This is a genomic window from Streptomyces sp. SCSIO 75703, from assembly GCF_036607905.1.
In the GTDB taxonomy this organism is placed as follows: Bacteria; Actinomycetota; Actinomycetes; order Streptomycetales; family Streptomycetaceae; genus Streptomyces.
On record NZ_CP144555.1, the window covers coordinates 130,094 to 155,441 of the forward strand.

A 25,348-nucleotide genomic window follows, 5' to 3' on the forward strand; every position below is an offset into this window, starting at 1 on the left:
TGTCGGTCGGGGGGGGAGCGCCGTCGTCAGGGTGCGGGCCAGTTGCGCAGGAGGGCGTCCAGGGCGTCGACGACGCGGGCCCAACTGGTGTCGCTGTCGGGGGCGCTGTGGTCGAAGCCGCCGGACAGTTCGAGGCTCGCGTAGCCGTGGAAGACGCTGCCGAGGAGCCGTACGGCGTGGGTCTGGTCGGGTTCGGCCAGGTCGTAGCCGCGCAGGAGGGCGCGGGTCATCCGCGCGTGCCGGACGCCGGCGCTGGCGGCGGCGGTGGCGGGGTCGAGCCGGTGCCGGGCGGCGGCGTAACGGCCCGGGTGCTCGCGCGCGTAGTCACGGTGGACGTCGGCGAAGGCGGCGAGGGCGTCCTTGCCGGAGCGGCCGGCGAGCGCGAGGGCGCCCCGGTCGGCGAGTTCGGCGAGGGCGAGCAGGGCGATGCGGGTCTTGAGGTCCTCGGAGCCACGCAGGTGGGAGTAGAGGCTGGCGGGCTTGACGTCGAAGCGCCGGGCCAGCGCGGAGACGGTCACCTGGTCGAAGCCGACCTCGTCGGCCAGTTCCGCGCCCGCCCGGACCAGACGTTCGGGGGTCAGTCCCACACGCGCCATCGTCGTCCTCCCTCGTTTCCCTACCGACACCGATGATGCGCACCCCTACACCCTTTAGGCAAATGCCTTTTTCCTGTTGGCGTGTTTCGGGCGCGCGGGGACTCAGCGTGCGTGACGCGATCGCCGGAGAACGACGAGATCCCGCCACACCCGTGCCGTACGGGCCCTGTGACCAGCTGCTCCAGAGACCCCGCGGCCCGGACCCGGCGCGGCGCCGGGCGGCGGGCCGGCGTCCCCGCCGCGCGGCGCCCCCGGGGCATGGGCCGGGCCGGCGCGGGGACCTGGACGGCATGGCCCAGCCCCCTCTGGTCACCGTCGGGCACGGCAGCGCGGACCGCGCGGCCCTGGCCGCGCTGCTGCGCGAGGCCGGTGTCGCGGCCGTGACCGACGTGCGCACCGCGCCCGGCAGCCGCCGCGACGCCGATCTGCTGCGGGACCGGCTCGCCCGGTGGATGCCGGACGAGGGCATCGCCTACCGGTGGGAGCCGCGACTGGGCGGATTCCGGCGGACGCCGCCGGACTCCCCGGACACCGTGTGGCGCAACGCCTCCTTCCGGGCCTACGCCGCCCACACCCGCACCCCCGAGTTCCTGGCCGCGATGGACGAGCTGCTGGAGCGGGCGGCGGGCGAACGCACGGCGGTGATGTGCGCGGAGTCGCTGTGGTGGCGCTGCCACCGCCGCATCATCGCGGATTTCGCCGTCGTCGCCCGCGGGGTACCCGCCGTGCACCTCTGGCACGACGGCCGGCTCACGCCCCACTCCCCCACCCCGGGGCTGCGGCTGCGGCCGGACGGCCTCCTCGTCTACGACGACGAGGGCGGCGCGCGGGCGGCCGGGCCCGGGGGGACGATCGGCTCATGACCGTCCTGCTGCCGGTGCTCTTCGCCCTCCTCGCCGCGTTCAGCAACGCCCTGGCCACGGTGCTGCAACGGCGGGCCGCGCTGACCGTCCCCCAGGCGCGGGGGTTCCGCCCCGGCATCATCCTCGACCTGCTGCGGCGTCCGGTCTGGCTCGGCGGCATGCTGGCGGTCGTCGTCGCGGGGGTCGGGCAGGCGGCGGCGCTGGCCACCGGTCCGCTCTCGCTCGTCCAGCCGCTGTTCGTGCTGGAACTCCCCCTCGCCCTGCTGCTGGCCTCCCTCTTCACCGGCAACCGGATGCCCGAGGGCCTGTGGCTCGCCGTGGCCGGCGTGGTGGTGGGGCTCGGGATCGCGCTGGCGGCGGCCTCGCCGAGCAGCGGGCACGCCCAGGTCTCCATGGACCGCTGGCTGCCCGCGCTCGGCGCCTGCGGCGGAGCCGCCGTGCTGCTGGCCGCGGCCGGCCTGAGACGCCCCGTGGGCAAGGCCCGCGCCGGCTGCCTGGGCGCGGCCACCGCGGTGTGCTTCGCGCTGACCGCCGGGCTGATGAAGGACACGATGCGCGTCCTCGGCGAGGACGGGGTGACCGGCTTCCTCACCACCTGGCAGACGTACGGGTTCGCGGCGGCCGGGGTCTGCGCGGTGCTCCTGCTGGAGCACGCGATGCAGGGCGGTCCGCTGGTCGCCTCCCAACCCGCCCTCACCCTCGGCGACGCGACGGTGAGCCTGCTGCTCGGCGTGGTCCTCTACCAGGAGCGCGTCCGGACCGACTGGTGGGTGCTGCCCCAGTTGCTCGGCGTGGTGCTGGTCGTCGTCGGGGTGCTCGCCCTGGCCCGGCGCGGCGTCGACCTGCGCACCGGCGCCTGAGACCGTTCGGCGGGGCGGGGGTGGCGCAGCTCCCGCACCCGCGTACGACCCCGCAGGTCAGGCGTTTTGGCAGGTCAGCGAGGGTGGCGTAACACCGGCGAAACCTGGGGCGCACTACCGTGTGCGGCATGGAGCACGAGGCGGGGCGTCCCCGCGCCGAGCGGGCCCGGCGGATGGCCGACGTCCTGCGGCAGCAGATCACCGACGGCCGGTACGACGGGGGCCGGCTGCCCGACGAGCGCGATCTCGGCCGGCAGTTCGGCGCCTCCCGCAACGCGGTCCGCGAGGCGCTGGCGCTGCTCGGCCGGGAGGGCCTCCTCATCCGGCGGCGCGGGGTGGGGACCACGGTGGTGCTGGCGAAGTACGGGCACGGCCTGGACCGGCTGACCGGGCTCGCCGAGGAGCTGACCGGCCACGGCACCGTGACCAACGAGGTCCGGGCCGCCGAGGAGGTGGCGGTGCTGCCCACCGCCATCGCCGCCCGGCTGGGGGTGCCCGCCGCGGCGGGCGGCGTGTACGTGGAGCGGCTGCGGTGGCTCGACGGGCTGCCGCTGTCGCTGGACACCAGCTACCTGACGCTCCCCCTCGGCCGGGCGGTGATCGCCGGCGACCTGGTGGGCCGGGACGTCTTCGCGCTGATCGAGGAGGCGGCGGGCGGGCCGCTCGGCCGGGCGGAGGTGGCCGTGCACGCGGTGGGCGCCGACCCGGACACGGCGGCGCTGCTGGGCGTCGAGGCGGGGGCGGCGGTCTTCGCGCTGGAGCGGCTGACCCGGCTGCCGGACGGACGTCCGGTGGACGTCGAGTCGATCCGGATCCGCGCCGACCGGATGACCCTGCGCGCCACCCTGTACCGCGGCGCCGCGCCGTCCCCCGGCGCCTGAGCCCTCAGGGGGCGCCGCACGAGTCGTCCCCACGAGCCGTCCCCCATCGAGCCGTCCCCCACGAGCCGTTTTCCCGCGAGCAGTTCCCCGACGAGACAGCCACCTCAGCGAAGGAGTCCGCCGATGTCCGGCCTCGGCCTGCCCGTCCTGTTCGCCCTGGGCCTGCTGGGGCTCGCCGGCGGCATCGGCATCACCGCGGTCGGGCCGGGCGGGGTGCTGCCGACGATCGGCCTGTTCGCCCTGACCGGGCTGACCCCGGCGGAGGTGGCGGGGACGGCGATCGTCACCCACGTCGCCACCGGGGCGCTGGGCACCGCCGCCTACACCCGGTCGGGGCAGTTGCGGGAGCCCGCCACCCGGCGTACGGCGCTCGTCCTGGCCGCGACCGCGGTCGTCGGCACGCCGCTGGGCGTCCTCGTCAACTCGGCCGTGTCCCAGCGGGCGTTCGGGCTGGTGCTGGGGGTGTTCGTCGCGGGGGTGGCGGCGCTGGTCTGGCACCGCGAGCGGCGGCGCACGCCCGCGGCGCGGTCGCATCCGCCGGTGCCGGTGGTGGCCGTCCTGGGGTTCGCGGTGGCCGTCGCCTCGGGGCTGGTCGGCATCGGCGGGCCGATGCTCACCGTGCCGCTGCTGGTCGCGCTGGGCGTGCCGGTGCTGGAGTCGCTGGCCGCGGCGCAGGCGCAGTCCGTGGTGGTGTCCGCCGTGGGGACGCTCGGCTACGTGGCCCAGGGCGCCGTCGACTGGCCGCTGGCCGCCCTGGTCGGCGTGCCCGAACTGGCCGGGGTGCTGCTCGGCTGGCGGCTCGCGCACGCCCTGCCGGCCCGGCATCTCACCTGGGCGCTGATCGTGACCCTGCTGGCGGTCGCGCCCTACCTCGCCCTGAGCGGCTGAGCCCCGGGCCGGGCGTCGGCACCGGGGGCGGGGCGGTGCGACCGCCGGATCAGGTGAGGCCCGGTCCCTCGCAGGCCTGTTCCAGCCAGCGGCGCAGGGCCGCGTGGACGTTCCCGGGCAGCCGGCTGATCTGCTCGATGGCCTCCAGATCGCCCGGGGAGGGTGCGATGCCCGCCGCGGTCAGCAGCGCGTGCAGGTCCAGTCTGCGCAGGTCGACGGGGTCGATCCGGCAGGGGACGCGTTCGACCGGATGGGGCGGCCGGAGCAGGAAGTCGCCGTCGGTGTCGGGTTCGTACGGGTGGTACGGGTTGTACGGTCCGTACCCGCCGCCGGGGAGGGCGGCCGAGGGGACGCTCGGGGTCGTCATGGTGTGCATACCGCTGTCCTTCGCTCGGGGGGAGCGGTTCCTGGCGCTTATGAGACACCCGCCCGGGGGTCGGAGTTGCGGCCTGGACGGCAGGACCACACGGTGGATGCAATCGGCGCGTTATCGGACGAACCGCCGTACGTGGCAACGGTGATGGACCGCTTACCCACATCGGGGCACGGCATCCGGCCGCCCGCGGGGCACGCGAAGGGCCCCGTCTCCGCTTCCGCGGGGACGGGGCCCTTCTTCCGAGCGCTGGGCAGGCCTCGCACCTGCATCTCCCCGCAGGAAGCGGGGCGTCTTGCCTTGGACCACCAACGCGTGGGGCCGGACCCGGTACCGGGCGGCTCCTTGCATGATGATCATAACGCAGTCCGCGGACGTCCCGCCACCACCGTCGGTGACCAGGGGGACACTCCGTACGAGTGGTGCGATCCGGGACACGGTCGTACGGTCGGTACGTCAAAGGACGGCACAGACGGATGTTCTCGAGACGGCTGGGAGCAGACATGGTCGGACACCTGGCGAGGACGGCGGTCACCCTGTGCGCCGCCGCCGCGCTCGCAGCGCCCCTGGGCACCGCGTCCGCCGCCCCGTCGGCGGACCGGGACCACACCCCCCGACACCGCGCCCCACAACCCGTGCTGATCGACTGCGCGCAGCAGCCCGAGGTCCGCCCCGGGTCGTTCATCGTCGCCTGCGGCGACGCCAACAGCGTCCTGACCTCGCTGCAGTGGTCGCGCTGGGACGCGCGCGCGGCGGTGGCCACCGGCATCAACGACGTCAACGACTGCGTCCCCGACTGCGCGGCGGGCACCTTCCGCCCGTACCCCGTCGTCGTGCGGCTGGACCGGGCGCGCGCCGCGGAACAGGACGCGGGCCAGGTCCGGTTCACCCGGCTGAGCCTCACGTACACCGACGGCCGCCCGGACGGCTCCCCACCCGTGGTGACCTTCCCCCTGCCCGGCTGAGGCGCCTCGCCCCCGTCGGCCTCCGCCCCCGGCCCCGGCCGGGGGCGGACCGCTGTCCGGCCCCGGCGGTCCGCTCACTCCGGGAGGACCAGCCGGCAGGTGTCGCCGGGCTGGAGGGCCAGGGTGCGGTCGGGCAGCCGCACCTCGATCGGCGGCAGGTCGGAGGCGGGCACGGCGATCTCCAGCCGCCCGTGTTCCAGCCGGAACCGCACGCCCCAGTGGCCCTGGTAGCGGATGGAGAAGCCGTACGAGGACAGCTCCGGCAGTGGTACCGGGTCGAGCCACAGGGCGCCCTCGCGGGTCTCCAGCCCGGTCAGCCCGCGCTGGACCAGGTCGAGGGTGCCCGCCATCGCGCCGAGGTGGATGCCCTCCCCCGTGGTGCCGCCCTGGAGGTCGGCGACGTCGCCCTTCAGGGCCTCCTGGCAGTACGCCCACGCCTCGGCGCGGCGGGCGCGGGCCAGGATGCGGCCGTGGACGAGTCCGCTGAGCGTGGAGCCGTGGCTGGTGCGGGCGAGGTAGTAGTCGACGGTGCGGCGCCAGGTGTCCTCGTCCAGCCGGTACCCGAGCCTCTCGAAGAGGCGGCGCAGTTCCGCGGGCGAGAAGAGGTGGCCGAGCATGAGGACGTCGGCCTGCTTGGACGCCTGGTAGTCGTTGACGCTGTCGCCCTCGGCCTCCAGGATGCGGTCGAGCCGCCGGATGTCGTCGTAGCGGGCGCGGTAGCCCTCCCAGTCCAGCTCGGCGAGGTCCCCGTACCCCTCGAACTGGCTGATCACGCCCGCGTGGAAGGGCACGTGCAGGGTGCGGGAGACGTCCTCCCACTGTTCGAGTTCGCTGTCGTCCAGGGCGGTGCGCTCGACGAGTTCGCGGCGGCGGGGGCCGGGCAGGGCGCGCAGCACCTCCAGGGTGCGCTGGAGCACCCAGGCGGCGGTGACGTTGGTGTACGCGTTGTCGTCGAGGCCGGGGGCGGCGGCGCCCGGGTAGGCGTCGTGGTACTCGTCGGGGCCGACCACGCCGCGGATGCGGTGGCGGCCCAGGCGCTCGTCCCAGGTGGCCGCGTCGGCCCAGAAGCGGGCGATCTGGAGCAGCATCTCGGCGCCCTTGGTGTGCAGGAACTCGGCGTCGCCGCCGGCCTCGCAGTACTGCACCACGTTGTAGGCGACGGCCGAGCCGACGTGCCACTGGAGGTGGGTGTGGTCGGGCAGCCAGCGGCCGGAGCGGGGGTTGAGGTGGAGCCGCTGGCTCTCCTCGCGGCCGTCGCTGCCGCTCTGCCACGGGTACAGGGCGCCGCGCCGGCCGATCGCGCGGGCGGAGGCGCGGGCCCGTTCCAGCCGGCGGTGGCGGTAGTGCAGCAGGGCCCGGGACACCTCGGGGAAGTGCAGGTTGAGGTACGGCAGGACGAACAGCTCGTCCCAGAAGACGTGGCCCCGGTACGCCTCGCCGTGCAGGCCGCGGGCGGGTACGCCCACGTCGAGTTCGGCGGTGTGCGGGGAGAGGGTCTGCAGGACGTGGAAGAGGTGCAGGCGCAGGATGGCGCCGGCCTCGCCGGGCACCTCCAGTCCGGCCCGGCGCCAGAGCTGGCCCCAGGCGGTGCGGTGGCCGGCGAGCAGTTCCCCGAAGCCGGGTGCGGCGGCCACCCGGTCGACGGCGGCCTGGAGGGGGTCGCTGATCGCCGGGTCGTGGGAGGTGTGCAGGGCCACGATCTTGTCGAGGGTGGTGGTGCGGCCCGGCTCCAGGCGCAGGGTGGTGTGCTGGGAGACGCGGCGGGGCTCGCGGCGCGGGGTGAGGGGCGCGCCGTCGCCGGTGGTGCGGGAGGCCATGCCGACGCGGATGTCGGAGGTGCGGGTGCGGCAGCGCAGCCACACCGTCCCGTCGCCGTCGCCGCCGGTGTGCACGTGGGTCAGGTGGCGGCCCGCCAGCTCCCGGTAGCGGGGCACGCCGGAGTTGGTGACCGCGCCGTCCAGGGCGGCCTCCACGTCGAGGTCGACGACGCCCTCGGAGACGGTGAACTCGGTGCGCAGGGCGGCGAGGTGGGGGTCGCCCATGTGGACGAGGCGGAGCTGGCGCACGGACAGCACCCGGCCGGCGCTCAGTCCGTAGCGGGTGCGGCGCTCCAGTACGCCCGCGTCGAGGTGCACGGTCTGGCGGTGGTCGAGGACCTTGCCGGTGTCGGGGGTGAGCCACTCCTCGCCGGGCAGGCAAAAGCGCAGCGGCAGCCAGTTGGGCAGGTTGACCATGTCCTCGTTCTCCACCTCGCGCCCGGCGACGGCGGAGGTGAGCCGGTTGTAGCAGCCGGCGGCGTAGGTGCCCGGGTAGTGGATGTCGTCGGCGGCGCACTCGGGCAGGGCGCCGCGGGTGGCGAAGTAGCCGTTGCCCAGGGTGCACAGGGACTCGCGCAGCCGTTCCTCCGCGGGGTCGTAGTGGACGTAGTCCCAGGTCGAGGCGGTTGCGGTCACGAGTCTCCCTCCGCGGGCCGGGCGGGGTGCGGCGGGTCAGCCGTCCCAGGACCAGTCGGCCACCTCGGGCAGGTCCACCCCGTGTGCGCGGACCCAGTCGTGGTGGCGCAGCCGGGTGTCCTCCATCCGCTGTCGTACGGCGGCGGCGCGCACGGCGAGTCCGGGCACCCGGTCGATGACGTCCATGACCAGGCGGTAGCGGTCCATGTCGTTGCCGACGACCATGTCGAAGGGCGTGGTCGTGGTGCCGATCTCCTTGTAGCCGCGGACGTGCAGGTGGGGGTGGCCGGTGCGGCGGTAGGCGAGGCGGTGGATGAGCCAGGGATAGCCGTGGTAGGCGAAGATCACCGGTTTGTCGGTGGTGAACAGGCCGTCGTACTCGAAGTCGCTCATGCCGTGCGGGTGTTCGCCGCTGGGCAGCAGGCGGGCGATGTCGACGACGTTGACGACGCGGACGGCGAGCGCGGGCAGGTGGCGCCGGAGCAACCGGGCCGCGGCCAGCACCTCCTGGGTGGGGACGTCGCCGGCGCAGGCGAGGACCACGTCGGGCTCGCGGGTGCCGTCCTCGGTGCCTGCCCAGTCCCAGACGCCGGCGCCGCGCGCGCAGTGGGTGCGGGCCTCCTCCAGGGTGAGCCAGTCGAAGCAGGGCTGTTTGCCGGCGACGACGACGTTGACGTAGTCGCGGCTGCGCAGGGTGTGGTCGGCGACGCAGAGCAGGGTGTTGGCGTCCGGCGGCAGGTAGACGCGGACCGCCTCGGGGCTCTTGTTGAGGATGTGGTCGACGAAGCCGGGGTCCTGGTGGGAGAAGCCGTTGTGGTCCTGGCGCCAGACGTGTGAGGTGAGCAGGTAGTTGAGGGAGGCGATGGGGGCCCGCCAGGGCAGCCGGCGGGTGACGCGCAGCCACTTGATGTGCTGGTTGACCATCGAGTCGACGATGTGGACGAACGCCTCGTAGCAGGAGAAGAGTCCGTGGCGGCCGGTGAGGAGGTAGCCCTCCAGCCAGCCCTGGCAGGTGTGTTCGGAGAGGATCTCCATGACGCGGCCGTGCCGGTCGAGGTCCTCGTCGACGGGGAGGGTGCGCTCCTGCCACGCCTTGCCGCTGGCGGCGTAGACGGCCTGGAGCCGGTTGGAGGCGGTCTCGTCGGGGCCGACGAGGCGGAAGTCGCGGCGGTCCGCGGTGGCGGCCATGACGTCGCGCAGCAGGCCGCCGAGGACGCGGGTCGGTTCGTGCAGGGTGGTGCCGGGGCGTTCGACGGGGACGGCGTACTCCTCCAGCGGCGGCAGGGGCAGTTCGCGGAGCAGGAGGCCGCCGTTGGCGTAGGGGGTGGCGCCGAGGCGGCGGTCGCCCTCGGGGACGCACTCCAGGACGGCGGGGCGCGGGGCGCCCTGGGCGTCGAACAGTTCGGCGGGCCGGTAGGAGCGCAGCCACTCCTCCAGCCGTCGCAGGTGGGCGGGGTCGGTCCGGACGCCGGACAGGGGCACCTGGTGGGCTCGCCAGGTGCCCTCGACGGGGACGCCGTCGACCTCGTCGGGGCCGGTCCAGCCCTTGGGGGTGCGCAGCACGATCGCGGGCCAGCGGGGCCGGCCGTCGGCGCCCTCCTCGCGGGCGGCGCGCTGGATCGCCGCGATCCGGTCGAGGGCGGTGTCCAGGGCGTACGCCATGGCGCGGTGCACGGCCGGGGGGTCGTCGCCGGCGACGTGGATCGGGTCGTGTCCGTAGCCGCGCAGCAGGTCGTCGAGTTCGGTCTCGGGGAGCCGGGCTAGGACCGCCGGGTTGGCGATCTTGTACCCGTTGAGGTGCAGGACGGGCAGGACGGCGCCGTCGTGGACGGGGTCGAGGAACTTGTTGGAGTGCCAGGAGGCGGCCAGCGGGCCGGTCTCCGCCTCCCCGTCGCCGATCACGCAGGCGACCAGCAGGTCCGGGTGGTCGAAGGCGGCGCCGTAGGCGTGGGCGAGGGAGTAGCCGAGTTCGCCGCCCTCGTGGACGGACCCCGGCGTCTCGGGGGCCACGTGGCTCGGCACACCGCCGGGGAACGAGAACTGCCCAAAGAGCCGGGCCATGCCGGCCGCGTCCCGGGTGATGTCCGGATAGGTGCGCGTGTACGAGCCGTCGAGCCAGGAGTTGGCGAGGACGGCGGGTCCGCCGTGGCCGGGTCCCCACACGCACAGCGCGTCCAGGTCACGGGCCTTGATCACCCGGTTGAGGTGGGTGTGGACCAGGTTGAGGCCGGGCACCGTGCCCCAGTGGCCGAGCAGCCGGGGTTTGACGTGCTCGGGGCGGAGCGGTTCCGTCAGCAGCGGGTTGGCCAGGAGGTAGATCTGCCCGGCGGAGAGGTAGTTCGCCGCGCGCCAGTGGGCGTCCAGGCCGGCCAGTTCCTCGTCGGTGAGACCGGGGGGCGCCTGCTGCGTGTCGACGGACATCTCGGTCCTTTCCGGGTCGGTGCCGGGGCGGGACGGCTCCCGGTGGCCATCCCACCACCCTGCGCGGCCCTGCCGGGTACCCGGCAGGGCCGTTCGGGTCACCCGCGGTGCCGAAAGGGGGCGGGTTGCCCGGGGCCCGCTCCCCCGCGCGTCGGGCGGGTGGGTTCCCCCCGGGGCCCGCTCCCCCGCGCGTCGGGCGCCGCCGCGCCGCGGCTCGCGCTCCGTGCGCCCGCGCCGCCGCCCCGCGACCCGGGGCCGGTTCCGGGGTGCCGGCCAGGCGCCGTGATACCCCCCTGGGTATCTTTGCTACGCTGACCACAGAGATACCCCCGGGCGTAATTCCGAGAGGAGAGTGATCCGTGTTCTTTGTCGACGTCCTGGAGACCGCGGGGCTGGGCAACCGCAGCCACCCGGCCGGAGGCGCCCGCTCGGCCGTCGTGGTGGACCCGCCTCGGGACATCGACCGCGTGATCGCCGCCGCCGGGCACGTCGCCGGGTCGCTGAACTTCGAGGTCGAGGGGCAGCTCGCCACCTACCTGGCCCGGATGATCCCGTGGGACAGGCCGGTGACGCTGCTCGCGGGCAGCGCCGAGGACCTCCCCCGCGCCCAGCGGGAGGACCGGCCGGCCGCGGCGTCGGTGGGCTCCCCGGCCGACTGGCTCCCCGAGGGGACCGCGCCCGCCTCCTTCCCGCGGGCCGCCTTCGCCGACCTGGCCGCGGCGCGGGCGCGCGGCGAGGACGTGGTCGTGGTCGACGTGCGCCGGGAGAACGAGCGCGTGTCCGACGGCTGGGCCGAGGGCAGCGTGCACCTGCCGGTGCACGAGATCCGCGGCCGCCTGGACGAGGTGCCGCCGGGCAGGGTGTGGGTGCACTGCGCCGGCGGGATGCGGGCGGCGATCGCCGCCTCCGTGCTGGACGCCGCCGGGCGGGACGTGGTGGCCGTGGACGACGGCTTCGCGGCGGCGTCCGGGGCCGGTCTCACGGCCGTCCTCCCGGGCGTCGCCGAGGAGAGGGACCCCCGGACCGGCCGTCCGGCGGGCTCGCGGGCGGGCGTCGGCGCCGTATGACCGCCCTCCTTCTCGCCCTGGCGGCCGGCGCGGTGGCCGGGGTGGCCCTCGGCGCGCTGGGCGCCGGCGGCAGCATCCTCACCGTGCCGGCACTGATCTACCTGCTCGGCTTCACCCCGGCCGCGGCGACCACCGCGAGCCTGGTCGTGGTGATCGTCACCTCGGTCACCGCGCTGGTGGGCCACGCCCGCGCGGGCACGGTGCGCTGGCGGTCCGGACTGCTGTTCGCGGCGGCCGGGCTGGTGCCCGCCGCCGTGGCCGGCGTCCTGTCGGCCCGGGTCCCGGACCGGGTGCTGACGCTGATGTTCGCGGTGCTGGCGGGGGCCGCCGCCCTCGCCATGCTGCGCCGGCGCGCGCCCCGCGAGGGCACCACGGTGTCGGCCCCACGGGCCGCGGGCGCCGGGGCCGGGCTCGGCGCGGTGACCGGTTTCCTCGGGGTCGGCGGCGGTTTCCTGGCGGTACCGGCGCTGGTGTCGGTCCTGGCCGTGCCGATGGGCGCGGCGGTCGGCACCAGTCTGCTGGTGGTCCTCGCCAACGCCCTGGTGGCGCTCGGGGCACGGGCGGGCACCGCCGCGCACGTGGACCTGGCGCTGCTGCTGCCGTTCCTCGCGGCGGCGGTCCTCGGCGCCTGGGACGGGCGCAGGCTGGCGGCGAAGGTCTCCGCCGCCACGCTGCGGCGGATCTTCGGCTCCCTGCTGCTGGCCGTCGCCGTGGCGATGGCCGCCACGGCGCTGCCGTGACCGGCCGGGCGGGTCAGGCCAGGGAAAGGAAGAGCTTCTCCAGCCGGGCCCGCATCTGCGCCGAGTCCCGCATCTCGGGGTCCTCGCTGGTCATGCACTGTTGCAGGCCGGTGGCGATGATCGAGAACCCGGCGCGGTCCAGGGCCCGGGAGACGGCGGCGAGCTGGGTGACCACCTCTTCGCAGTCCCGCCCCTCCTCGATCATCCGGACGACCCCCGCGAGCTGCCCCTGAGCACGCCGCAACCGGTTGAGCGCCGACTTCAGCTCGGCGGCCGACATGTCGAGTTCCACACATCCTCCTCCATATACCCCCGCGGGTATCATACCGTGCGGGGGTGACCCGTACTGAGCATCCCTGAGAAAGGTTCGGTTCCGTGACCAGCACCACCGCAACGCCCGCCGCCCTGACCGCCGACGAGGCCGCGGCCCGGCTCGGCGAGTTCACCGTCGTGGACGTGCGCTCCCCCGGCGAGTACGCCGGCGGCCACCTCCCCGGCGCCCACAACGTGCCGCTGGACCGGCTGGACGAGGCCGCCGTGGCCCTGACGGCCGCCGCCGCGCGCCGTCCGCTGCTCCTCGTCTGCGCCTCCGGCAACCGCTCCGCCACGGGCTGCGACCGGCTCGCCGCCCTCGGGATCGAGGCCGCCGGGCTGGAGGGCGGCACCGGCGCCTGGGCCGGGGCCGGGCACCCGGTCGAGCGCGAGCGGCAGGGCCGCACGGTCTGGCCCATGGACCGCCAGGTCCGGTTCGCGGCCGGCTCGCTGGTCGCCGCGGGCTTCGTGGCCGGCCGGTTCTGGCGTCCGGCGCACTGGCTCTCCGCCGCGATCGGCGGGGGCCTGATCTTCTCCGGCGTCACCGGCCACTGCGGCATGGCGGTCGCCCTGGCCAAGCTGCCGCACAACAACCGGCCCGCCCAGGGCGCGCCCTCCTTCGAGGAGACCCTGGTCCGGCTCGCGGCCTGACCCCCGGCGCACGGCGCCCACGTACGGCGGACACCCCCCTGTCCCGGCCACCCGCCCACCGGCGGGTGGCCGGGATATTTCATTTTGCAGGGCGTGCATCTTTGCATACCATGCAACCCATGTCGGAGAACGGTGTCGCGCGGGGTGGCCTGCGCGAGCGGAAGAAGCGCGCCACCAGGGCCGCTCTCGCCGAATCCGCGATCAGGCTCGCCGCCGAGCACGGGGCGGAGAAGGTCACCGTCGAGGCCATCAGCGCCGCGGCCGGTGTCTCCGTCCGCACCTTCTTCAACTACTTCGACAGCCGCGACGACGCCTTCGTGGTGATCGACGCGGACGCGGGCGCCCGCATCCGGCAGGCCCTGCTCGACGCCCCCGCGCGGCTCTCCCCGACGGAGGCGCTGTGCGAGGCGATCATCGTCGAGCTGGCCGAGGCGGAGCAGCAACAGGAGCTGTGGCGGCTGCACGCCGACGTGCTGAACGCCTCCCCGCACCTCCTGGTCCGCAACCTCGGCGCCCACATGGCCGACGAGACCGCGCTCGCCGAGGCCGTCGCCGCGCGCCTGCGCCCCGGCGAACCGGCCACCGCGCCGGACGCGAGCGACGAGGAGCGGCGCCGGGCCCTGGAGCTGTACCCGCGGCTGCTGGCCGCGCTGGCGGGCACCGCGGTGCGGGTCAGCGTCGAACACTGGTGCGCCCGTCAGGAGGAGACGGCCTTCCCGGACGTCTTCCGGGAGGTGTTCGCCCTCCTGGCCGCCGGCCTCCCGGCGCCCTCCGCCTGACCCCGCCCCGGACCGGCCGCCCGGCCCCGCGGTCCCCGCTCCACCGGCACCACCCGCCCCACCCCTCGCCTGCCCCGCCCCGGGCCCGCCGACGCCGGTCGGCGCCCAGGACGCGCGCACCAGCCGACCATCACCGAGAGAGACGAAGAACGCCCGTGACCGCAGCCCAGGCGCCCGCCGACGCGCCTCCCACCTCCATGACCCATCGGCAGATACTCCAGGCCATGTCCGGCCTGATGGCCGGCATGTTCGTCGCGATCCTGGCCGGCACGGTGGTCTCCAACGCCCTGCCGACGATCATCGCCGACCTGGGCGCCAGCCAGTCGTCCTACACGTGGGTCGTCACCTCCGAACTGCTGGCCATGACCGCGACGGTGCCCCTGTGGGGCAAGCTGTCCGACCTCTTCAACAAGAAGCTGCTGCTCCAACTCTCGCTGGGCCTCTTCGTGGTCGGCTCGCTGCTGGCGGGTTTCTCGCACGGCGTCGAACTGCTGATCTTCAGCCGGGTCGTGCAGGGCATCGGCGCGGGTGGTCTCACCGCCCTCGCACAGGTCGTGATGGCCTCCGTGATCCCGCCCCGCCGGCTCGGCAAGTACGCCGGCATCTTCGGCGCCGTCTTCGCCGTGGGCACCGTGGCCGGCCCGCTGGTGGGCGGCGTGCTCGTCGACACCTCGTGGCTGGGCTGGCGCTGGTGCTTCTTCATCGGCGTGCCGTTCGCGCTGCTGGCCATCGCGCTGCTCCAGCGCACGCTGCGGCTGCCCACGGTCAAGCGCGAGGTGCGCATCGACTGGCTCGGCGCCTTCCTGATCGTGGCCGGCGTCTGCGCGCTGCTCATCTGGGTCTCGCTGGCCGGCAACGAGTTCGACTGGATGTCCTGGCAGACCTCGGCCCTCGCCGGGGGCGGTGTCGTGCTGCTGGCCGGCGCGGTCTTCGTCGAGTCGCGGGCCGCGGAGCCGGTCATCCCGCTCGGCATCTTCCGCAACCGCACGGTGACGCTGACCACCGTGGCGAGCCTCTTCGTCGGTGTCGCCATGTTCGGCGGGACCGTCTTCCTCTCGCAGTACTTCCAGATCTCCCTGGGCAAGTCGCCGACCGTGGCGGGTCTGATGAGCCTGCCGATGATCCTCGGCCTGCTGGTCTCCTCCACCGTCGCCGGGCAGGTCATCAGCCGGACCGGCCGGTGGAAGCGGTACCTCGTGGCGGGCGCGGTCGTCATGGCCGTCGGCCTGGGGCTGCTCTCCACCATCGACGCCGGTACGGACTTCGCCGTGCTGAGCCTGTTCATGGCCATCCTCGGCATCGGCGTCGGCATGCTGATGCAGAACCTGGTGCTGGCCGCGCAGAACGACGTGCCGGCCGCCGAACTGGGCACCGCGACCTCGGTGCTGTCCTTCTTCCGCAGCATGGGCGGCACCATCGGCACCAGCGTCCTCGGCGCGATCCTCGCCAACCGGGTCGCCGACGAGATGGCCCGCGGCCTGCGGGAGGCCGGCATCACCGCCCCGGACGGGGCCGGGGAGACACGGGTGCCCGACATGTCGACGCTGCCCGCGCCGATGCGGGCCCTGGTCGAGCACGCCTACGGGGTCGCCACCGCCGACCTCTTCCTGATCGCCACGCCGTTCGCGCTGCTCGCGCTCGTCGCCGTGGTGTTCCTCAAGGAGAAGCCGCTGAAGACCACCAGCGGCATGGAACGCCTCGCCGAGGAGTCGGCCGCCGCGCAGGTGGCCGACGGCGCCGGCCCGGCCGCCGGCCGGGACTCGGTGGCACCGGTCGCCTGACGGCGCCACGGCGTCCCACGGCGTGGTCACAAGGGGCCGCCCCCCGTTTCGGGGGCGGTCCCTTCGCCGTGTCCGCGTCCTCGCGGCCCGCCGCTTGGTTGCGGCCGGCGGGAGCGGACGGCAGGCTCTTCGGTGTGGCCACTTTGCTGATCGTGCATCACACCCCGTCCCCGAACTGCCAGGCGCTGCTCGAAGCCGTCGTGGACGGGGCCACCACGCCCGAGATCGAGGGCGTACGGGTGGTGCGGCGGGCGGCGCTCGCCGCGACCGCCGTCGACGTGCTGGAGGCCGACGGCTACCTCCTCGGCACCCCCGCCAACCTGGGCTACATGTCCGGCGCCCTCAAGCACTTCTTCGACCAGGTCTACTACCCGTGTCTGGACGAGACGCGCGGGCGGCCCTTCGGCTCCTGGGTGCACGGGGGCAACGACACGACCGGCGCGCTGCGGGCCGTGGAGACGGTCACCACCGGGCTCGGCTGGCAGCGGGCGGCCCCCGCGGTGAGCGTCACCGGGGAGCCCGCCAAGGCGGACCTGGAGGCGTGCTGGGAGCTGGGGGCGACCCTCGCGGCCGGGCTGACGGCGTGACCGGCGGCGCCGCACCGGAGCCGTACGGCACCCCGGAGCGAACTTCTACAGTGTTGTAGATTGTGAAGGGGTCCGCGAGGGGCGGGCCCGCAGCGCAGTCCCGACGAAGGAGTACGCAGTGGGAGTTTCCCTGTCCAAGGGCGGCAACGTCTCGCTCAGCAAGGCGGCGCCCGGTCTGACCGCGGTGCTGATCGGCCTCGGCTGGGACGTGCGCACCACCACCGGCACCGACTACGACCTGGACGCCTCCGCGCTGCTCCTGAACGCCGGCGGCAAGGTGCCCGGCGACAGCCACTTCGTCTTCTACAACAACCTCACCAGCCCGGACGGCTCGGTCCACCACACCGGTGACAACCTCACCGGCGAGGGCGAGGGTGACGACGAGTCCATCAAGGTCGACCTGTCCGCCGTCCCCGCCGACATCGACAAGATCGTCTTCCCGGTGTCGATCCACGACGCGGAGAACCGGGGCCAGAGCTTCGGCCAGGTCCGCAACGCCTTCATCCGGGTCGTCAACCAGGCGGACAACCAGGAGATCGCCCGCTACGACCTCTCCGAGGACGCGGCCACCGAGACCGCCATGATCTTCGGCGAGCTGTACCGGCACGGCGCCGAGTGGAAGTTCCGCGCGGTCGGCCAGGGGTACGCCTCCGGCCTCGCCGGGATCGCCGCCGAGTTCGGCGTCAACGTCTGAGCGGCGCTTCGCGCACGCGAACGGGCGGGCGGGAACCTCGGGTTCCCGCCCGCCCGTCGTCGTACCGGTACCGGGCCACGCGCCGGCCTCAGCCGGCCTGCCGCCTGGTGCGGATCAGCAGCGCGCATCCGGCGGCGAAGAGGACGCCGCCCGCCGCCGCGGGCCACAGGCCGAGGCCCGCGCCGGTCTCGGCGAGGCCGCCCCGCGCGCCCTGTGCCCGGGGCGCCGTGCCGGCGGCGACGGCGCCCGGGGCGGTGCGGTCCGCCTCGGGCGTGGCGACGGCGCTGCCGACGGCGCCGGAGGCGTCCGGCGCCGTGGTGGCGGCGCGGGGCTCGGCCTCCGGGGAGACGGGGGCACCGTCCCGGCCGGCGGGTGCGGTGGCCTCGGCGTCCCGCTTCCCGCCGTCCCGGTCCTGTTCGGCGGGTGCGGAGGCGGCGTCGGAGGGCGCGGCCGTGGCGTCGCCACCCGGGTCCTTGCCGTCCTGGCCCTTGCCGTCCTGGCCCTTGCCGTCCTTGCCGTCCTCGCCGCCGTCGGCCGGGGGCGGGGTGGTCCCGGGCCGCTCGGTCGGCTGCTCCTTCGGGCCCCCGTCACCGCCCTGGCCCGGCTCCCCGGCGGGCGGGGCGCCGGCGCCGCAGGTGCGGCCGCTGTTGATGCAGTCGACCACCTCGCGCATCAGACCCTCGTCGAAGAGGTTGATGAAGTCGCCGTGGTCGGTGACCGGCTTGTGGAGCTGCTCGGGGAAGGAGTCCACCGCGAACAGCGGCGTGGTCTTGCCCCCGTCGGCCAGGCTCGGCGCGTCGACGTCGTAGACGATGCGCTGCACGAGGCGCGGGATGGGCTGGAAGCCGTCGGGACAGGTGCCGTCGGCGCCGGGGAAGGCCACGTGGGTGCGGTGGTTGGCGCTGTCGGTGTTCCGGCCGTCCCAGCAGCTCTGGAACGTGAAGGTGCGCACCACGTCGCTGCCCCGCGGGCAGAGCGGATACCGGTCCGCGAGCCGGCGGTCCTCCAGGCCGGTGCAGCTCCAGGAGGCGTTGGCGTTGGTGTCGCCGTTGACGAACGCCTTGGCGTCGCCGGTGATGATGCGCAGCAGCCGGGGCATCTCGGTGACCTTGCCGCGCTCGTTGCCGACGAAGGTCAGGGTGACCTCCTTGGCGGTGACGATCCGGCCGGCGTTGCCCTCGATGCCGCCGCCGGGGGATGCGGCGTCCCGCTCGGTGGTGCCGTCCTGCAGGCGCAGCACGGGCCAGTAGTAGGAGGACTTGTCGCCCTGGTCGGCGCAGCTCGTGGCGGCGGCGGCCAGGTCGTCGTCGCCGGCGAAGGCGTTGTTGGCCTGGTTGCCGATGTAGTCGTGGAAGTGGTGGGCACCGTTGCCGACACCGGGGGCGACGATGATGTTGTCCGAGTTGTAGAGCCCCTCGGCGTTGACGCCGCAACTGCCGGCGAAGGTGCCGCGCGAGGCGTTCTCGCCCGGGGCCGCCTTGACGGTGGGCTCGACGGACATGATGTCGGCGAAGTCGGCGGCGACCGGGCCGTTGCCCGCCTGGCCGCCGTTGCCGGGCTCCTGCGGGGCGCCCTCGCCCTGTCCGGCACCGTCCTGGCCGGCGTCCCGGCCGCCGTCCGCGCCGTCGCTCGCCGCCGGGGTGACCTCGGTGCGCAGCAGGGTGCACCGCGCCAGTGCCTCCAGCCCCTCGGGACGTTCCCCGGCCGCGTCCATGGCGGCGGTGACACGTGCGATGGCGGCGGTGCGCTCCTCGTTCAGCGGGCCGAGCACGGCGGCCTCGTCGAGGGTGCCGTCGTCCGCGGTGCGGGCGGCTTCCTGCAGCCCTCGGTAGGCGGCGGCGATCTGCTCGTCCATGCGGGCGAGTTCGGTGTCCACGTCGGCCCTGGCCCCGTCGGGCACCGTCGTCAGCCGCTCGCCGAGGTCGGGGCAGTCGACGGTGGCGGCGATGCCGGAACCGCCCAGGGGTACGGCCGCGTTCGAGGTCTCGGTCGCGGAGGCGATGACGTTCGCGGCGACCAGGCCGCCGCCTCCCAGGATGAGGGCGAACGCTCCGAAGGTCGCGCGCCGCGCCCCGGTCGGGCGTCTGCGCCGGTTGTGTCCCAAGGCGTGCTCCTACGTCGTGACGGACTCGGGGCACGGAATGCCCCCGGCTCCATACGGGCGCGGCGGCGTGTGTGTTCAACAGGCCCGGGAACTCCCCTCGTTCACTTTGGCCCAGGGTCCGGCCGCGGGCCCCGGTCCGTCGTCACCACGCCCCGGACGCCGCCCGCGCCGTGCTCGGCGGCCCGGCGCCGGAGGACTTCCGCCCGAGTCGCGGCCTGGCCCCGCTCCCGGCGCTGGGCGGCCTCTCCGCACCACGCGCCCGGTCGCTGCCGGCAGGTGCCGGCTGGTCGCCGACCGGGGCCGCCCGCCGCCGACGGCCGACGCGGCGGCGCCCCGGCAGCGTGCGGTGGTGCACGGCGGGCAGCGTCCGCGGCCCTGTCGCCGACGCCTGCGGGGACCGGGGCGCCGAGGCGTCCGCCGCCGCGGCGGCCGACACCCTCTCCCGGCCGAGGCCGCGCCGGTCGGCGAGCAGGCCCTCGCCGTGAGCCCGCTGACCGGCACACGGGTCCGGTGGAGGGCGCCCGCTCCCGTCGTCCCGCCCGCGCCGGCCCCCGCCGGCAGCGCACGCCGCGCGGCGTGGCGGGCCGGGTCCGTACCGTGCCGGACGTGACCGGCCCCGAGGTGCCGCCGCCGAGCCGTCCGCGGTGGCCGGACCCCCGGCTGGCGGAAGTGCGAGAACGTGTTGCTCACCCCGCACCCGGCCGGCACGCGGGGCAACGACGGGCGCCGGCCTGCCTCGCGCTCCCCGAGACCGCGCGCCGGGCCCCGGCTTCCGGCGTCCGGCACGACGCGAGGGTCCGGCCCTCCGCGGCGGAGCGACCGCGGGTGGTCCGGGGGCCCGAAGGGCCCCGGCGCCGGTCGCCGTGCCCCGGCGTGCCCTGCGACCGGGCGCTCCCCCGTGCGCCCTTCTCCGGTGGCGTCCCGTTCCCGGCCCGGTGAGGCTGGTACCGCACCCGTGAGAAGGAGCCCGGTCATGCCCCTGCCGCCGCGCGCCGCGGCCCCGGCCGGCCCCGCCCGCCCCGGGGGCGCCCTCGCGGCGCCCCGCCCGCAACCGGCCCCCGACGGAGGGACGGCCTGCTGAAGCACCCCCGCCGGCACGCCCGCCCCGCCCCCGACCTCCCGGCTGCCCGTCCCCGCCGACGCCGGCCCGCTCGCGCATGCCTCGACGTCCGGCACCCGGGTACGCGGACACGGCCCGGACGACGGCAGCCGGTACCCGACCCCATCCGGCCGCGCGCAGCGGCCCGCGCAGAACGGAGACAAGGCAGATGAGCGAGGACAATCCCCTCAAGCGGGCGGCCCGCAAGGTCGCCGAGGAACTGCGAGGCGGCGACGCCGGACCGGCGGAGGGCATCCCCGGCAAGCCCTCCCCCGAGTCCCCGCCGGTGGCCGAACCCACCGACCCCCGGGAACCGCTGCCCCCGAAGCCCGACCAGACCGGCCCGGCCACCGTGTCGCCGACCGGGCAGCCGACCGGGGCCGAGCAGGCCCGGGTGGCCCAGTCCGGGAGCTATCTGACGACCGCGCAGGGCGTCCGCCTGTACGACACCGACCACTCGCTGAAGGCCGGGCCGCGCGGGCCGGTACTGCTCCAGGACCACCATCTGCGCGAGAAGGTCATGCACTTCGACCACGAGCGCATCCCCGAGCGGGTCGTCCACGCGCGCGGCGCGGCGGCGCACGGGGTGTTCCGCAGCTACGGCACGGCGGCCTCGGTGACCAAGGCGGCCTTCCTCGCGGAGGACGAGGAGACGCCGGTCTTCGTGCGGTTCTCCACGGTGCTGGGGTCGCGCGGCTCCTCGGACACGGTGCGCGACACCCGCGGTTTCGCCACCAAGTTCTACACCAGCGAGGGCGTCTTCGACCTGGTGGGCAACAACATCCCGGTCTTCTTCATCCAGGACGCGATCAAGTTCCCGGACGTGATCCACGCCGGGAAGCCGCATCCGGACCGGGAGATCCCGCAGGCGCAGAGCGCGCACGACACCTTCTGGGACTTCGTGACGCTCCACACGGAGGCGACCCACCACACCCTGTGGAACATGTCCGACCGGGGCATCCCGCGCTCCTACCGGATGATGGAGGGCTTCGGCGTCCACACCTTCCGGCTGGTCGACGCCGGGGGCGGGACGACGCTGGTGAAGTTCCACTGGAAGCCCCGGCTGGGCGTGCACTCGCTGGTCTGGGAGGAGGCGCAGATCATCAACGGCGTCGACCCCGACTTCCACCGCCGGGACCTCGCGGACGCCATCGAGGCGGGCGCGTACCCGCAGTGGGAGCTGGGCATCCAGACCTTCCCCGACACCCCGGAGCAGACCTTCGAGGGCATCGACCTGCTGGACCCGACCAACATCGTGCCGGAGGAACTGGCGCCGGTGCAGCCGGTCGGCCTGCTGACGCTGAACCGGAACCCGTCGAACTACTTCGCCGAGACCGAGCAGGTCGCCTTCCACGCCGGGCACCTGGTGCCGGGCGTCGACATCACCGACGACCCACTGCTCGCCGGGCGGCTCTTCTCCTACCTGGACACGCAGATCACGCGACTGGGCGGGCCCAACTTCCCGCAGTTGCCGATCAACCGGCCGCACGCGCCGGTCAACGACATGCTGCGGGACGGCATGCACCAGACGGCCGTGCACCGCGGCGTCGCGCCGTACCGGCCCAACTCGCTGGACGGGGGCTGCCCGTTCACGGCGGGCGCGGACACCGGTGCGTTCGTCGAGACGCCGGTGCGGGTGCCGGAGGCGCCCAAGGTCCGTGAGGCGCCGGAGTCGTTCGCGGACCACTTCAGCCAGCCGCGCCGGTTCTGGCTGAGCATGACCCGGGTGGAGCGCGAGCACATCATCGGCGCGTACACCTTCGAGCTGGGCAAGTGCTACGAACAGGCCGTCAAGGAGCGCGGGCTGCAGGTGCTGGCCAACATCGACCCCGAGTTGTGCGCGGCCGTCGCCGAGGGGCTGGGCCTGCCCGCCCCGGGACCGACCGAGCCGCTCGCCGACGTCACGCCGAGCCCGGCCCTGTCCCAGCTCGGCCGCTCCTGGCCCGCCGACGGGCGCGTGGTCGGCATCGTCACCGGCGCGGACGGCGACCTGGCCGGGGTGCGGGCGGTACGGGAGGCGGTGCTCGACGCGGGCATGGTCCCGCTGGTCGTCGCCCCCGCCGGCGGCACCCTGGGCGCGGGCGCGGAGGCGCTGACGGTGCAGCGGACCTACGCCACCGCGCGGTCCGTGGAGTTCGACGCGGTCCTGCTGGCCGGCACGCCGGGCCCGGGGGCCGACGCGTACACGGCGCGGGACGCCAAGTCGACGCCGGGGCCGACCGGTACGGCGGAGGTCGACCCGCGGGTGGGGCTGCTGGTGTCGGAGGCGTTCCGGCACGGCAAGGCGATCGGCGTCTGGGCGGGCGGCGAGGCGGCCCTCGCCGGGGCGGCAGTCCCCGCCGACGCTCCCGGGGTGGTCGTCGCCGACTCCGGCACCTCGGCGCTGAGCCGGGTCGCGGAGCTGATGAGCGTGCACCGGGTGTGGGAGCGGTTCACGGCCTGACTCCGGCGCCGCCCGGACCGGACGCCACGAGGCGGTGGTGTCCGGTCCGGCGGTGTGTCCGGCTCCCGTGCGCGGGCGGCGCGGTGCTCAGTACAGGACGCGCAGCGCCCCGGGCAGGATCCGCGCCGTGACGGGGACGGCGGCCTCGACCTCGCCGTCGGCGCCGTACGGTATCGGCCGGTCGGCCTCGATCCGCACCCGTCGTCCGCGCACCACCCGCACCTGCGGCCGGTTCACGTGGGCGCCGGTGCCCAGTTCGTTCATCAGGGCGAAGAACAGCCGGCGCGGGGCGTGGTGGATCATCACGACCTCCAGCAGCCCGTCGTCGACCCGGGCGGCGGGGGCGATGTGGCGGTCGGAGCCGTAGTAGCCGGAGTTGGCGGCCACGACGGTGTAGCCGGCGAAGGCGTGCTCCTCCCCGTCGACGGTGACCCGGTAGCGGGTGGTGCGCCAGGTGGTGACCGCGCGCAGCGCGCCGGCGTAGTAGGAGGCGGTGCCGCGCAGCAGGCGGGACCGGTTGGCGTGGTGGTTGGCGAGCGCGTCGACTCCGGCGTAGACGCTGCCGAGGACGACGGTGCGGTCGTGGACGGCCGAGGTGACCTCGATGGTGTCGACGGGGCGCGGTTCGGCGCGCAGCAGGACCGCGGCGAGGCCGGCCGGGTCGGCGGGGAGTCCGAGGGCGCGGGCGAAGTCGTTGCCCCGGCCGGCGGGGACGAGGCCGAGCGGGGTGCCGGTGCCGCTGAGGGCGCCGCCGATCCCGCCGGCCATGCCGTCCCCGCCGACGGCGAGCACGATCCGGCCGCGGGCGCCGGCCCGCCGGGCGATGTCCCGGGCGTGGTCGAGGCTGCGGCTGTACTCGGTCTCCAGTCCGGCGCCGGCCTCGCGCAGCGGCCGGGCCACGCGGAGCAGGGCGGCGGCCGCGGTGGCGCCGCCCGCGGTGGGGTTGACGACGGCGGTGAACTGTCGCATCGGGGTGCCTCCGGGCTGGCGGGCGGTGCCGGGCTGGGGTCTCACGGGGCGGGGGGACGCCGGTCGGCCAGGTCGCCAAAGCCGGCGTCCTCCCCGGCCGCGGGGGCCGGTGCCTCGCCCGGCGGGCCGTCGGCGGGGGCGCTGTCGGCGACCGGGACCTCGCCGGCCGGCAGGAGGACGCCCGGGTTGAGGAGGCCGGCCGGGTCGAGTCGGCGCTTGACGGCGCGCAGGGCCTCGATGCCGAGGGCGCCGGCCTCGCGGACGTACCAGTCGCGGTGGTCGGTGCCGACGGCGTGGTGGTGGGTGATGGTGCCGCCGGCGGTGAGGATGGCCTCGTTGGCGGCGTGCTTGGCCCGCGTCCAGTGGGCGACGGGGTCCTCGCCCTGGGCGCTGACGACGGTGAAGTAGAGGGAGGCGCCGTTCTCGTAGACGTGCGAGATGTGGCACATGACCAGCGGCGGGGTGCCCGCCTCGGTGAGCGTGCGGGTGAGCGCGTCGCGGACGGCCGCGTACAGGCCGGGCAGCCGGGACCAGTAGGCGGCGGTCTCCAGCGTCTCGGCGAGCGCCCCGGCGTCGAGCAGCGCGTCCCGCAGGTAGGGCGCGTCGAAGCGGCCCCGTGCCCAGCGCTCCCCCGGTTCGTCCCCGGCCGAGGTGCCGCCCGCCTCGCGGAGCACGGCGGCGGCGTCCTCGCGGCGCCGGGCGGTGCCCTCCTCGGTGCCCTCGAAGCCGACGACGGCCAGGCAGCCGGCGTCGGGCCGGTCGAGGGAGGCGCCGATGGCGTCGGGCTGGGCGAGGCCGACGAGCGTCTCGGTCTCGTCGGACAGCCGCAGCACGGTCGGCCGGGGTCCGTCCTGGGCGAGCCGGCGCAGCGCGGCGGCGCCGGCCTCGAAGGAGTCGAAGCGCCAGCCCTCGTATCGGCGGACGCGGGGGCGGGGCCGGACGCGGACGGTGACGGAGGTGATGACACCGAAGGCGCCCTCCGAGCCGAGCAGGAGCTGGCGCAGGTCCGGGCCGGCGGCGGAGCGGGGCGCGCGGCCGGTGTCCAGGGTGCCCTCGGGGGTGGCGAGGGTGAGGCCGAGGACCATCTCGTCGAAGCGGCCGTACCCGGCGGACGCCTGTCCGCTGGAGCGGGTCGCGGCGAATCCGCCGAGGGTGGCCCACTCGTAGGACTGCGGGAAGTGCCCGAGGGTGTACCCCTCGGCGGCGAGCAGCGCCTCGGCGTCGGGGGCCCGCAGGCCCGCCTGCAGGGTGGCGGTGCGGGAGACGGGGTCGAGCGCCAGCAGGCGGTTCATGTGCCGCAGGTCCAGGGCGGCGAAGGGGCGGCGGTCCTCGGGGGCGAGTCCGCCGACGACGGAGGTGCCGCCGCCGAAGGGCACGAGGGCCACGCCGTGTGCGGCGCAGGCGCGCAGGACGGCCAGGACCTCGTCGTGGCTCTCCGGCAGGACGACGGCGGCCGGGGCGTCGGCCGTGTCGCCGGCCCGCATCCGCAGCAGGTCGGGGGTGGACTTGCCCCGGGTGTGGCGCAGCCGGGCGTCGGCGTCGGTGCGCACCCGGTCCGCGCGGTCGCCGACGGCGGAGCGCAGCGCGCTCAGGGCCGGTGCGGCGAGGGGGGAGGCGGGCGGGGCGGCGTCGTCCGGGCGGACGGAGGGGGTCTCGCGGGGGGTGACGCCGAGCAGGTCGCGCAGCAGTCCGGTCACCGTGTCGGGCAGCGGTGCCGCCCGGTCCGGGTCGCCCCAGCCGTTCCACAGCATGTCCATGGCCTGTCGTCCTCACCGTCGCCGCGGGCGGTGCCGTCTGCACGGCCTCACGGGCGTTACACTGT

20 protein-coding genes and 1 pseudogene are annotated in these 25,348 nt (G+C 75.4%); 13 read left to right on the forward strand and 8 right to left on the reverse strand.

The features are described from left to right. Positions 1–26 precede the first annotated feature (26 nt). Positions 27–596, reverse strand: a complete 570-nt coding sequence (locus tag VM636_RS00610) for a TetR/AcrR family transcriptional regulator (RefSeq protein ID WP_053912734.1) — start codon at positions 594–596, stop codon at positions 27–29. A 290-nt stretch (positions 597–886) separates the two neighbouring features. Between VM636_RS00610 and VM636_RS00615 the strand changes: the two genes are divergently transcribed. The 4 genes from VM636_RS00615 (at position 887) to VM636_RS00630 (ending at position 4,088) form a co-directional block, all read left to right on the forward strand. Next, positions 887–1,459 (forward strand): DUF488 domain-containing protein, encoded by a 573-nt coding sequence (locus VM636_RS00615; RefSeq protein ID WP_030420514.1) that lies wholly within the window; start codon positions 887–889, stop codon positions 1,457–1,459. Then, on the forward strand, positions 1,456–2,319 hold the full coding sequence (locus VM636_RS00620; RefSeq protein WP_338482901.1) for a DMT family transporter: 864 nt from the start codon (positions 1,456–1,458) through the stop codon (positions 2,317–2,319). Before VM636_RS00615 ends, VM636_RS00620 begins: the two co-directional genes overlap by 4 nt. 128 nt (positions 2,320–2,447) lie before the next feature. Continuing rightward, positions 2,448–3,200 carry a GntR family transcriptional regulator gene (locus VM636_RS00625; protein ID WP_234340356.1) on the forward strand — a complete coding sequence of 251 codons (753 nt, stop codon included), beginning with the start codon at positions 2,448–2,450 and terminating at the stop codon, positions 3,198–3,200. 123 nt (positions 3,201–3,323) lie between these two features. Then, complete coding sequence (locus VM636_RS00630; RefSeq protein WP_030420511.1) at positions 3,324–4,088, forward strand: sulfite exporter TauE/SafE family protein; 765 nt, start codon at positions 3,324–3,326, stop codon at positions 4,086–4,088. Between the two features lie 49 nt (positions 4,089–4,137). On the opposite strand, the gene VM636_RS00635 is transcribed toward VM636_RS00630, so the two are convergent. Next, the gene (locus VM636_RS00635) at positions 4,138–4,464 is read right to left on the reverse strand and encodes a hypothetical protein (RefSeq protein ID WP_078855940.1); all 327 of its coding nucleotides are present in this window, start codon (positions 4,462–4,464) and stop codon (positions 4,138–4,140) included. Between the two features lie 500 nt (positions 4,465–4,964). Between VM636_RS00635 and VM636_RS00640 the strand changes: the two genes are divergently transcribed. Next, entirely contained in the window at positions 4,965–5,426 is a 462-nt protein-coding gene (locus VM636_RS00640) for a hypothetical protein (protein ID WP_030420509.1), read from the forward strand. A gap of 74 nt (positions 5,427–5,500) precedes the next feature. Here the strand turns inward: VM636_RS00640 and VM636_RS00645 are convergent, their stop codons facing one another. Together VM636_RS00645 and VM636_RS00650 are read right to left on the reverse strand one after the other, a co-directional pair. Continuing rightward, positions 5,501–7,879: a glycosyl hydrolase family 65 protein gene (locus VM636_RS00645; protein WP_338482904.1), complete on the reverse strand. Its 2,379-nt coding sequence runs from the start codon at positions 7,877–7,879 to the stop codon at positions 5,501–5,503. Positions 7,880–7,915: 36 nt separating this feature from the next. Further along, positions 7,916–10,300, reverse strand: a complete 2,385-nt coding sequence (locus VM636_RS00650; RefSeq protein WP_030420507.1) for a phosphoketolase family protein — start codon at positions 10,298–10,300, stop codon at positions 7,916–7,918. 461 nt (positions 10,301–10,761) lie between these two features. Between VM636_RS00650 and VM636_RS00655 the strand changes: the two are divergent. Then, positions 10,762–11,367 (forward strand): annotated as a pseudogene (locus VM636_RS00655) (rhodanese-like domain-containing protein); the annotation flags it as partial. Next, on the forward strand, positions 11,364–12,107 hold the full coding sequence (locus VM636_RS00660; protein WP_030420505.1) for a sulfite exporter TauE/SafE family protein: 744 nt from the start codon (positions 11,364–11,366) through the stop codon (positions 12,105–12,107). The pseudogene VM636_RS00655 and the gene VM636_RS00660, both read left to right, overlap by 4 nt. Before the next feature lie 13 nt (positions 12,108–12,120). On the opposite strand, the gene VM636_RS00665 is transcribed toward VM636_RS00660, so the two are convergent. After that, a complete protein-coding gene (locus tag VM636_RS00665) occupies positions 12,121–12,399 on the reverse strand; it encodes a metal-sensitive transcriptional regulator (RefSeq protein ID WP_030420504.1) in 279 nt (92 codons plus the stop codon). Between the two features lie 83 nt (positions 12,400–12,482). On the opposite strand from VM636_RS00665, the gene VM636_RS00670 reads away from it, so the two are divergent. The 5 genes from VM636_RS00670 (at position 12,483) to VM636_RS00690 (ending at position 16,911) form a co-directional block, all read left to right on the forward strand. Then, complete coding sequence (locus VM636_RS00670) at positions 12,483–13,070, forward strand: rhodanese-like domain-containing protein (protein ID WP_053912736.1); 588 nt, start codon at positions 12,483–12,485, stop codon at positions 13,068–13,070. Positions 13,071–13,180: 110 nt separating this feature from the next. After that, the gene (locus VM636_RS00675) at positions 13,181–13,849 is read left to right on the forward strand and encodes a TetR family transcriptional regulator (RefSeq protein WP_030420502.1); all 669 of its coding nucleotides are present in this window, start codon (positions 13,181–13,183) and stop codon (positions 13,847–13,849) included. Positions 13,850–14,004: 155 nt separating this feature from the next. Next, positions 14,005–15,630, forward strand: coding sequence for an MDR family MFS transporter (locus VM636_RS00680; RefSeq protein ID WP_030420501.1), 1,626 nt, complete (start codon positions 14,005–14,007; stop codon positions 15,628–15,630). Between the two features lie 134 nt (positions 15,631–15,764). Then, positions 15,765–16,217: an NAD(P)H-dependent oxidoreductase gene (locus VM636_RS00685; RefSeq protein WP_030420500.1), complete on the forward strand. Its 453-nt coding sequence runs from the start codon at positions 15,765–15,767 to the stop codon at positions 16,215–16,217. Positions 16,218–16,335: 118 nt separating this feature from the next. Beyond that, entirely contained in the window at positions 16,336–16,911 is a 576-nt protein-coding gene (locus VM636_RS00690) for a TerD family protein (RefSeq protein ID WP_338482907.1), read from the forward strand. 88 nt (positions 16,912–16,999) lie between these two features. Here the strand turns inward: VM636_RS00690 and VM636_RS00695 are convergent, their stop codons facing one another. Next, positions 17,000–19,015 (reverse strand): DUF1996 domain-containing protein, encoded by a 2,016-nt coding sequence (locus VM636_RS00695; protein WP_338482909.1) that lies wholly within the window; start codon positions 19,013–19,015, stop codon positions 17,000–17,002. 1,268 nt (positions 19,016–20,283) lie between these two features. On the opposite strand from VM636_RS00695, the gene VM636_RS00700 reads away from it, so the two are divergent. Then, the gene (locus VM636_RS00700) at positions 20,284–22,557 is read left to right on the forward strand and encodes a catalase (RefSeq protein ID WP_053912737.1); all 2,274 of its coding nucleotides are present in this window, start codon (positions 20,284–20,286) and stop codon (positions 22,555–22,557) included. 87 nt (positions 22,558–22,644) lie between these two features. Here VM636_RS00700 and VM636_RS00705 read toward each other — a convergent pair whose 3' ends face one another. Together VM636_RS00705 and VM636_RS00710 are read right to left on the reverse strand one after the other, a co-directional pair. Further along, positions 22,645–23,526, reverse strand: coding sequence for a YegS/Rv2252/BmrU family lipid kinase (locus VM636_RS00705; RefSeq protein ID WP_030420496.1), 882 nt, complete (start codon positions 23,524–23,526; stop codon positions 22,645–22,647). 41 nt (positions 23,527–23,567) lie between these two features. Then, complete coding sequence (locus VM636_RS00710; protein WP_338482913.1) at positions 23,568–25,283, reverse strand: FAD-binding oxidoreductase; 1,716 nt, start codon at positions 25,281–25,283, stop codon at positions 23,568–23,570. Between the last annotated feature and the right edge of the window lie 65 nt (positions 25,284–25,348).

What these genes read in the sequence shown, in the direction of transcription:
- VM636_RS00610 (WP_053912734.1), bottom strand. Translation starts at nt 596, where the DNA reads ATGGCGCGTGTGGGACTGACCCCCGAACGTCTGGTCCGGGCGGGCGCG.
- VM636_RS00615 (WP_030420514.1), top strand. Translation starts at nt 887, where the DNA reads ATGGCCCAGCCCCCTCTGGTCACCGTCGGGCACGGCAGCGCGGACCGC.
- VM636_RS00620 (WP_338482901.1), top strand. Translation starts at nt 1,456, where the DNA reads ATGACCGTCCTGCTGCCGGTGCTCTTCGCCCTCCTCGCCGCGTTCAGC.
- VM636_RS00625 (WP_234340356.1), top strand. Translation starts at nt 2,448, where the DNA reads ATGGAGCACGAGGCGGGGCGTCCCCGCGCCGAGCGGGCCCGGCGGATG.
- VM636_RS00630 (WP_030420511.1), top strand. Translation starts at nt 3,324, where the DNA reads ATGTCCGGCCTCGGCCTGCCCGTCCTGTTCGCCCTGGGCCTGCTGGGG.
- VM636_RS00635 (WP_078855940.1), bottom strand. Translation starts at nt 4,464, where the DNA reads ATGCACACCATGACGACCCCGAGCGTCCCCTCGGCCGCCCTCCCCGGC.
- VM636_RS00640 (WP_030420509.1), top strand. Translation starts at nt 4,965, where the DNA reads ATGGTCGGACACCTGGCGAGGACGGCGGTCACCCTGTGCGCCGCCGCC.
- VM636_RS00650 (WP_030420507.1), bottom strand. Translation starts at nt 10,300, where the DNA reads ATGTCCGTCGACACGCAGCAGGCGCCCCCCGGTCTCACCGACGAGGAA.
- VM636_RS00660 (WP_030420505.1), top strand. Translation starts at nt 11,364, where the DNA reads ATGACCGCCCTCCTTCTCGCCCTGGCGGCCGGCGCGGTGGCCGGGGTG.
- VM636_RS00675 (WP_030420502.1), top strand. Translation starts at nt 13,181, where the DNA reads ATGCAACCCATGTCGGAGAACGGTGTCGCGCGGGGTGGCCTGCGCGAG.
- VM636_RS00700 (WP_053912737.1), top strand. Translation starts at nt 20,284, where the DNA reads ATGAGCGAGGACAATCCCCTCAAGCGGGCGGCCCGCAAGGTCGCCGAG.
- VM636_RS00705 (WP_030420496.1), bottom strand. Translation starts at nt 23,526, where the DNA reads ATGCGACAGTTCACCGCCGTCGTCAACCCCACCGCGGGCGGCGCCACC.
- VM636_RS00710 (WP_338482913.1), bottom strand. Translation starts at nt 25,283, where the DNA reads ATGGACATGCTGTGGAACGGCTGGGGCGACCCGGACCGGGCGGCACCG.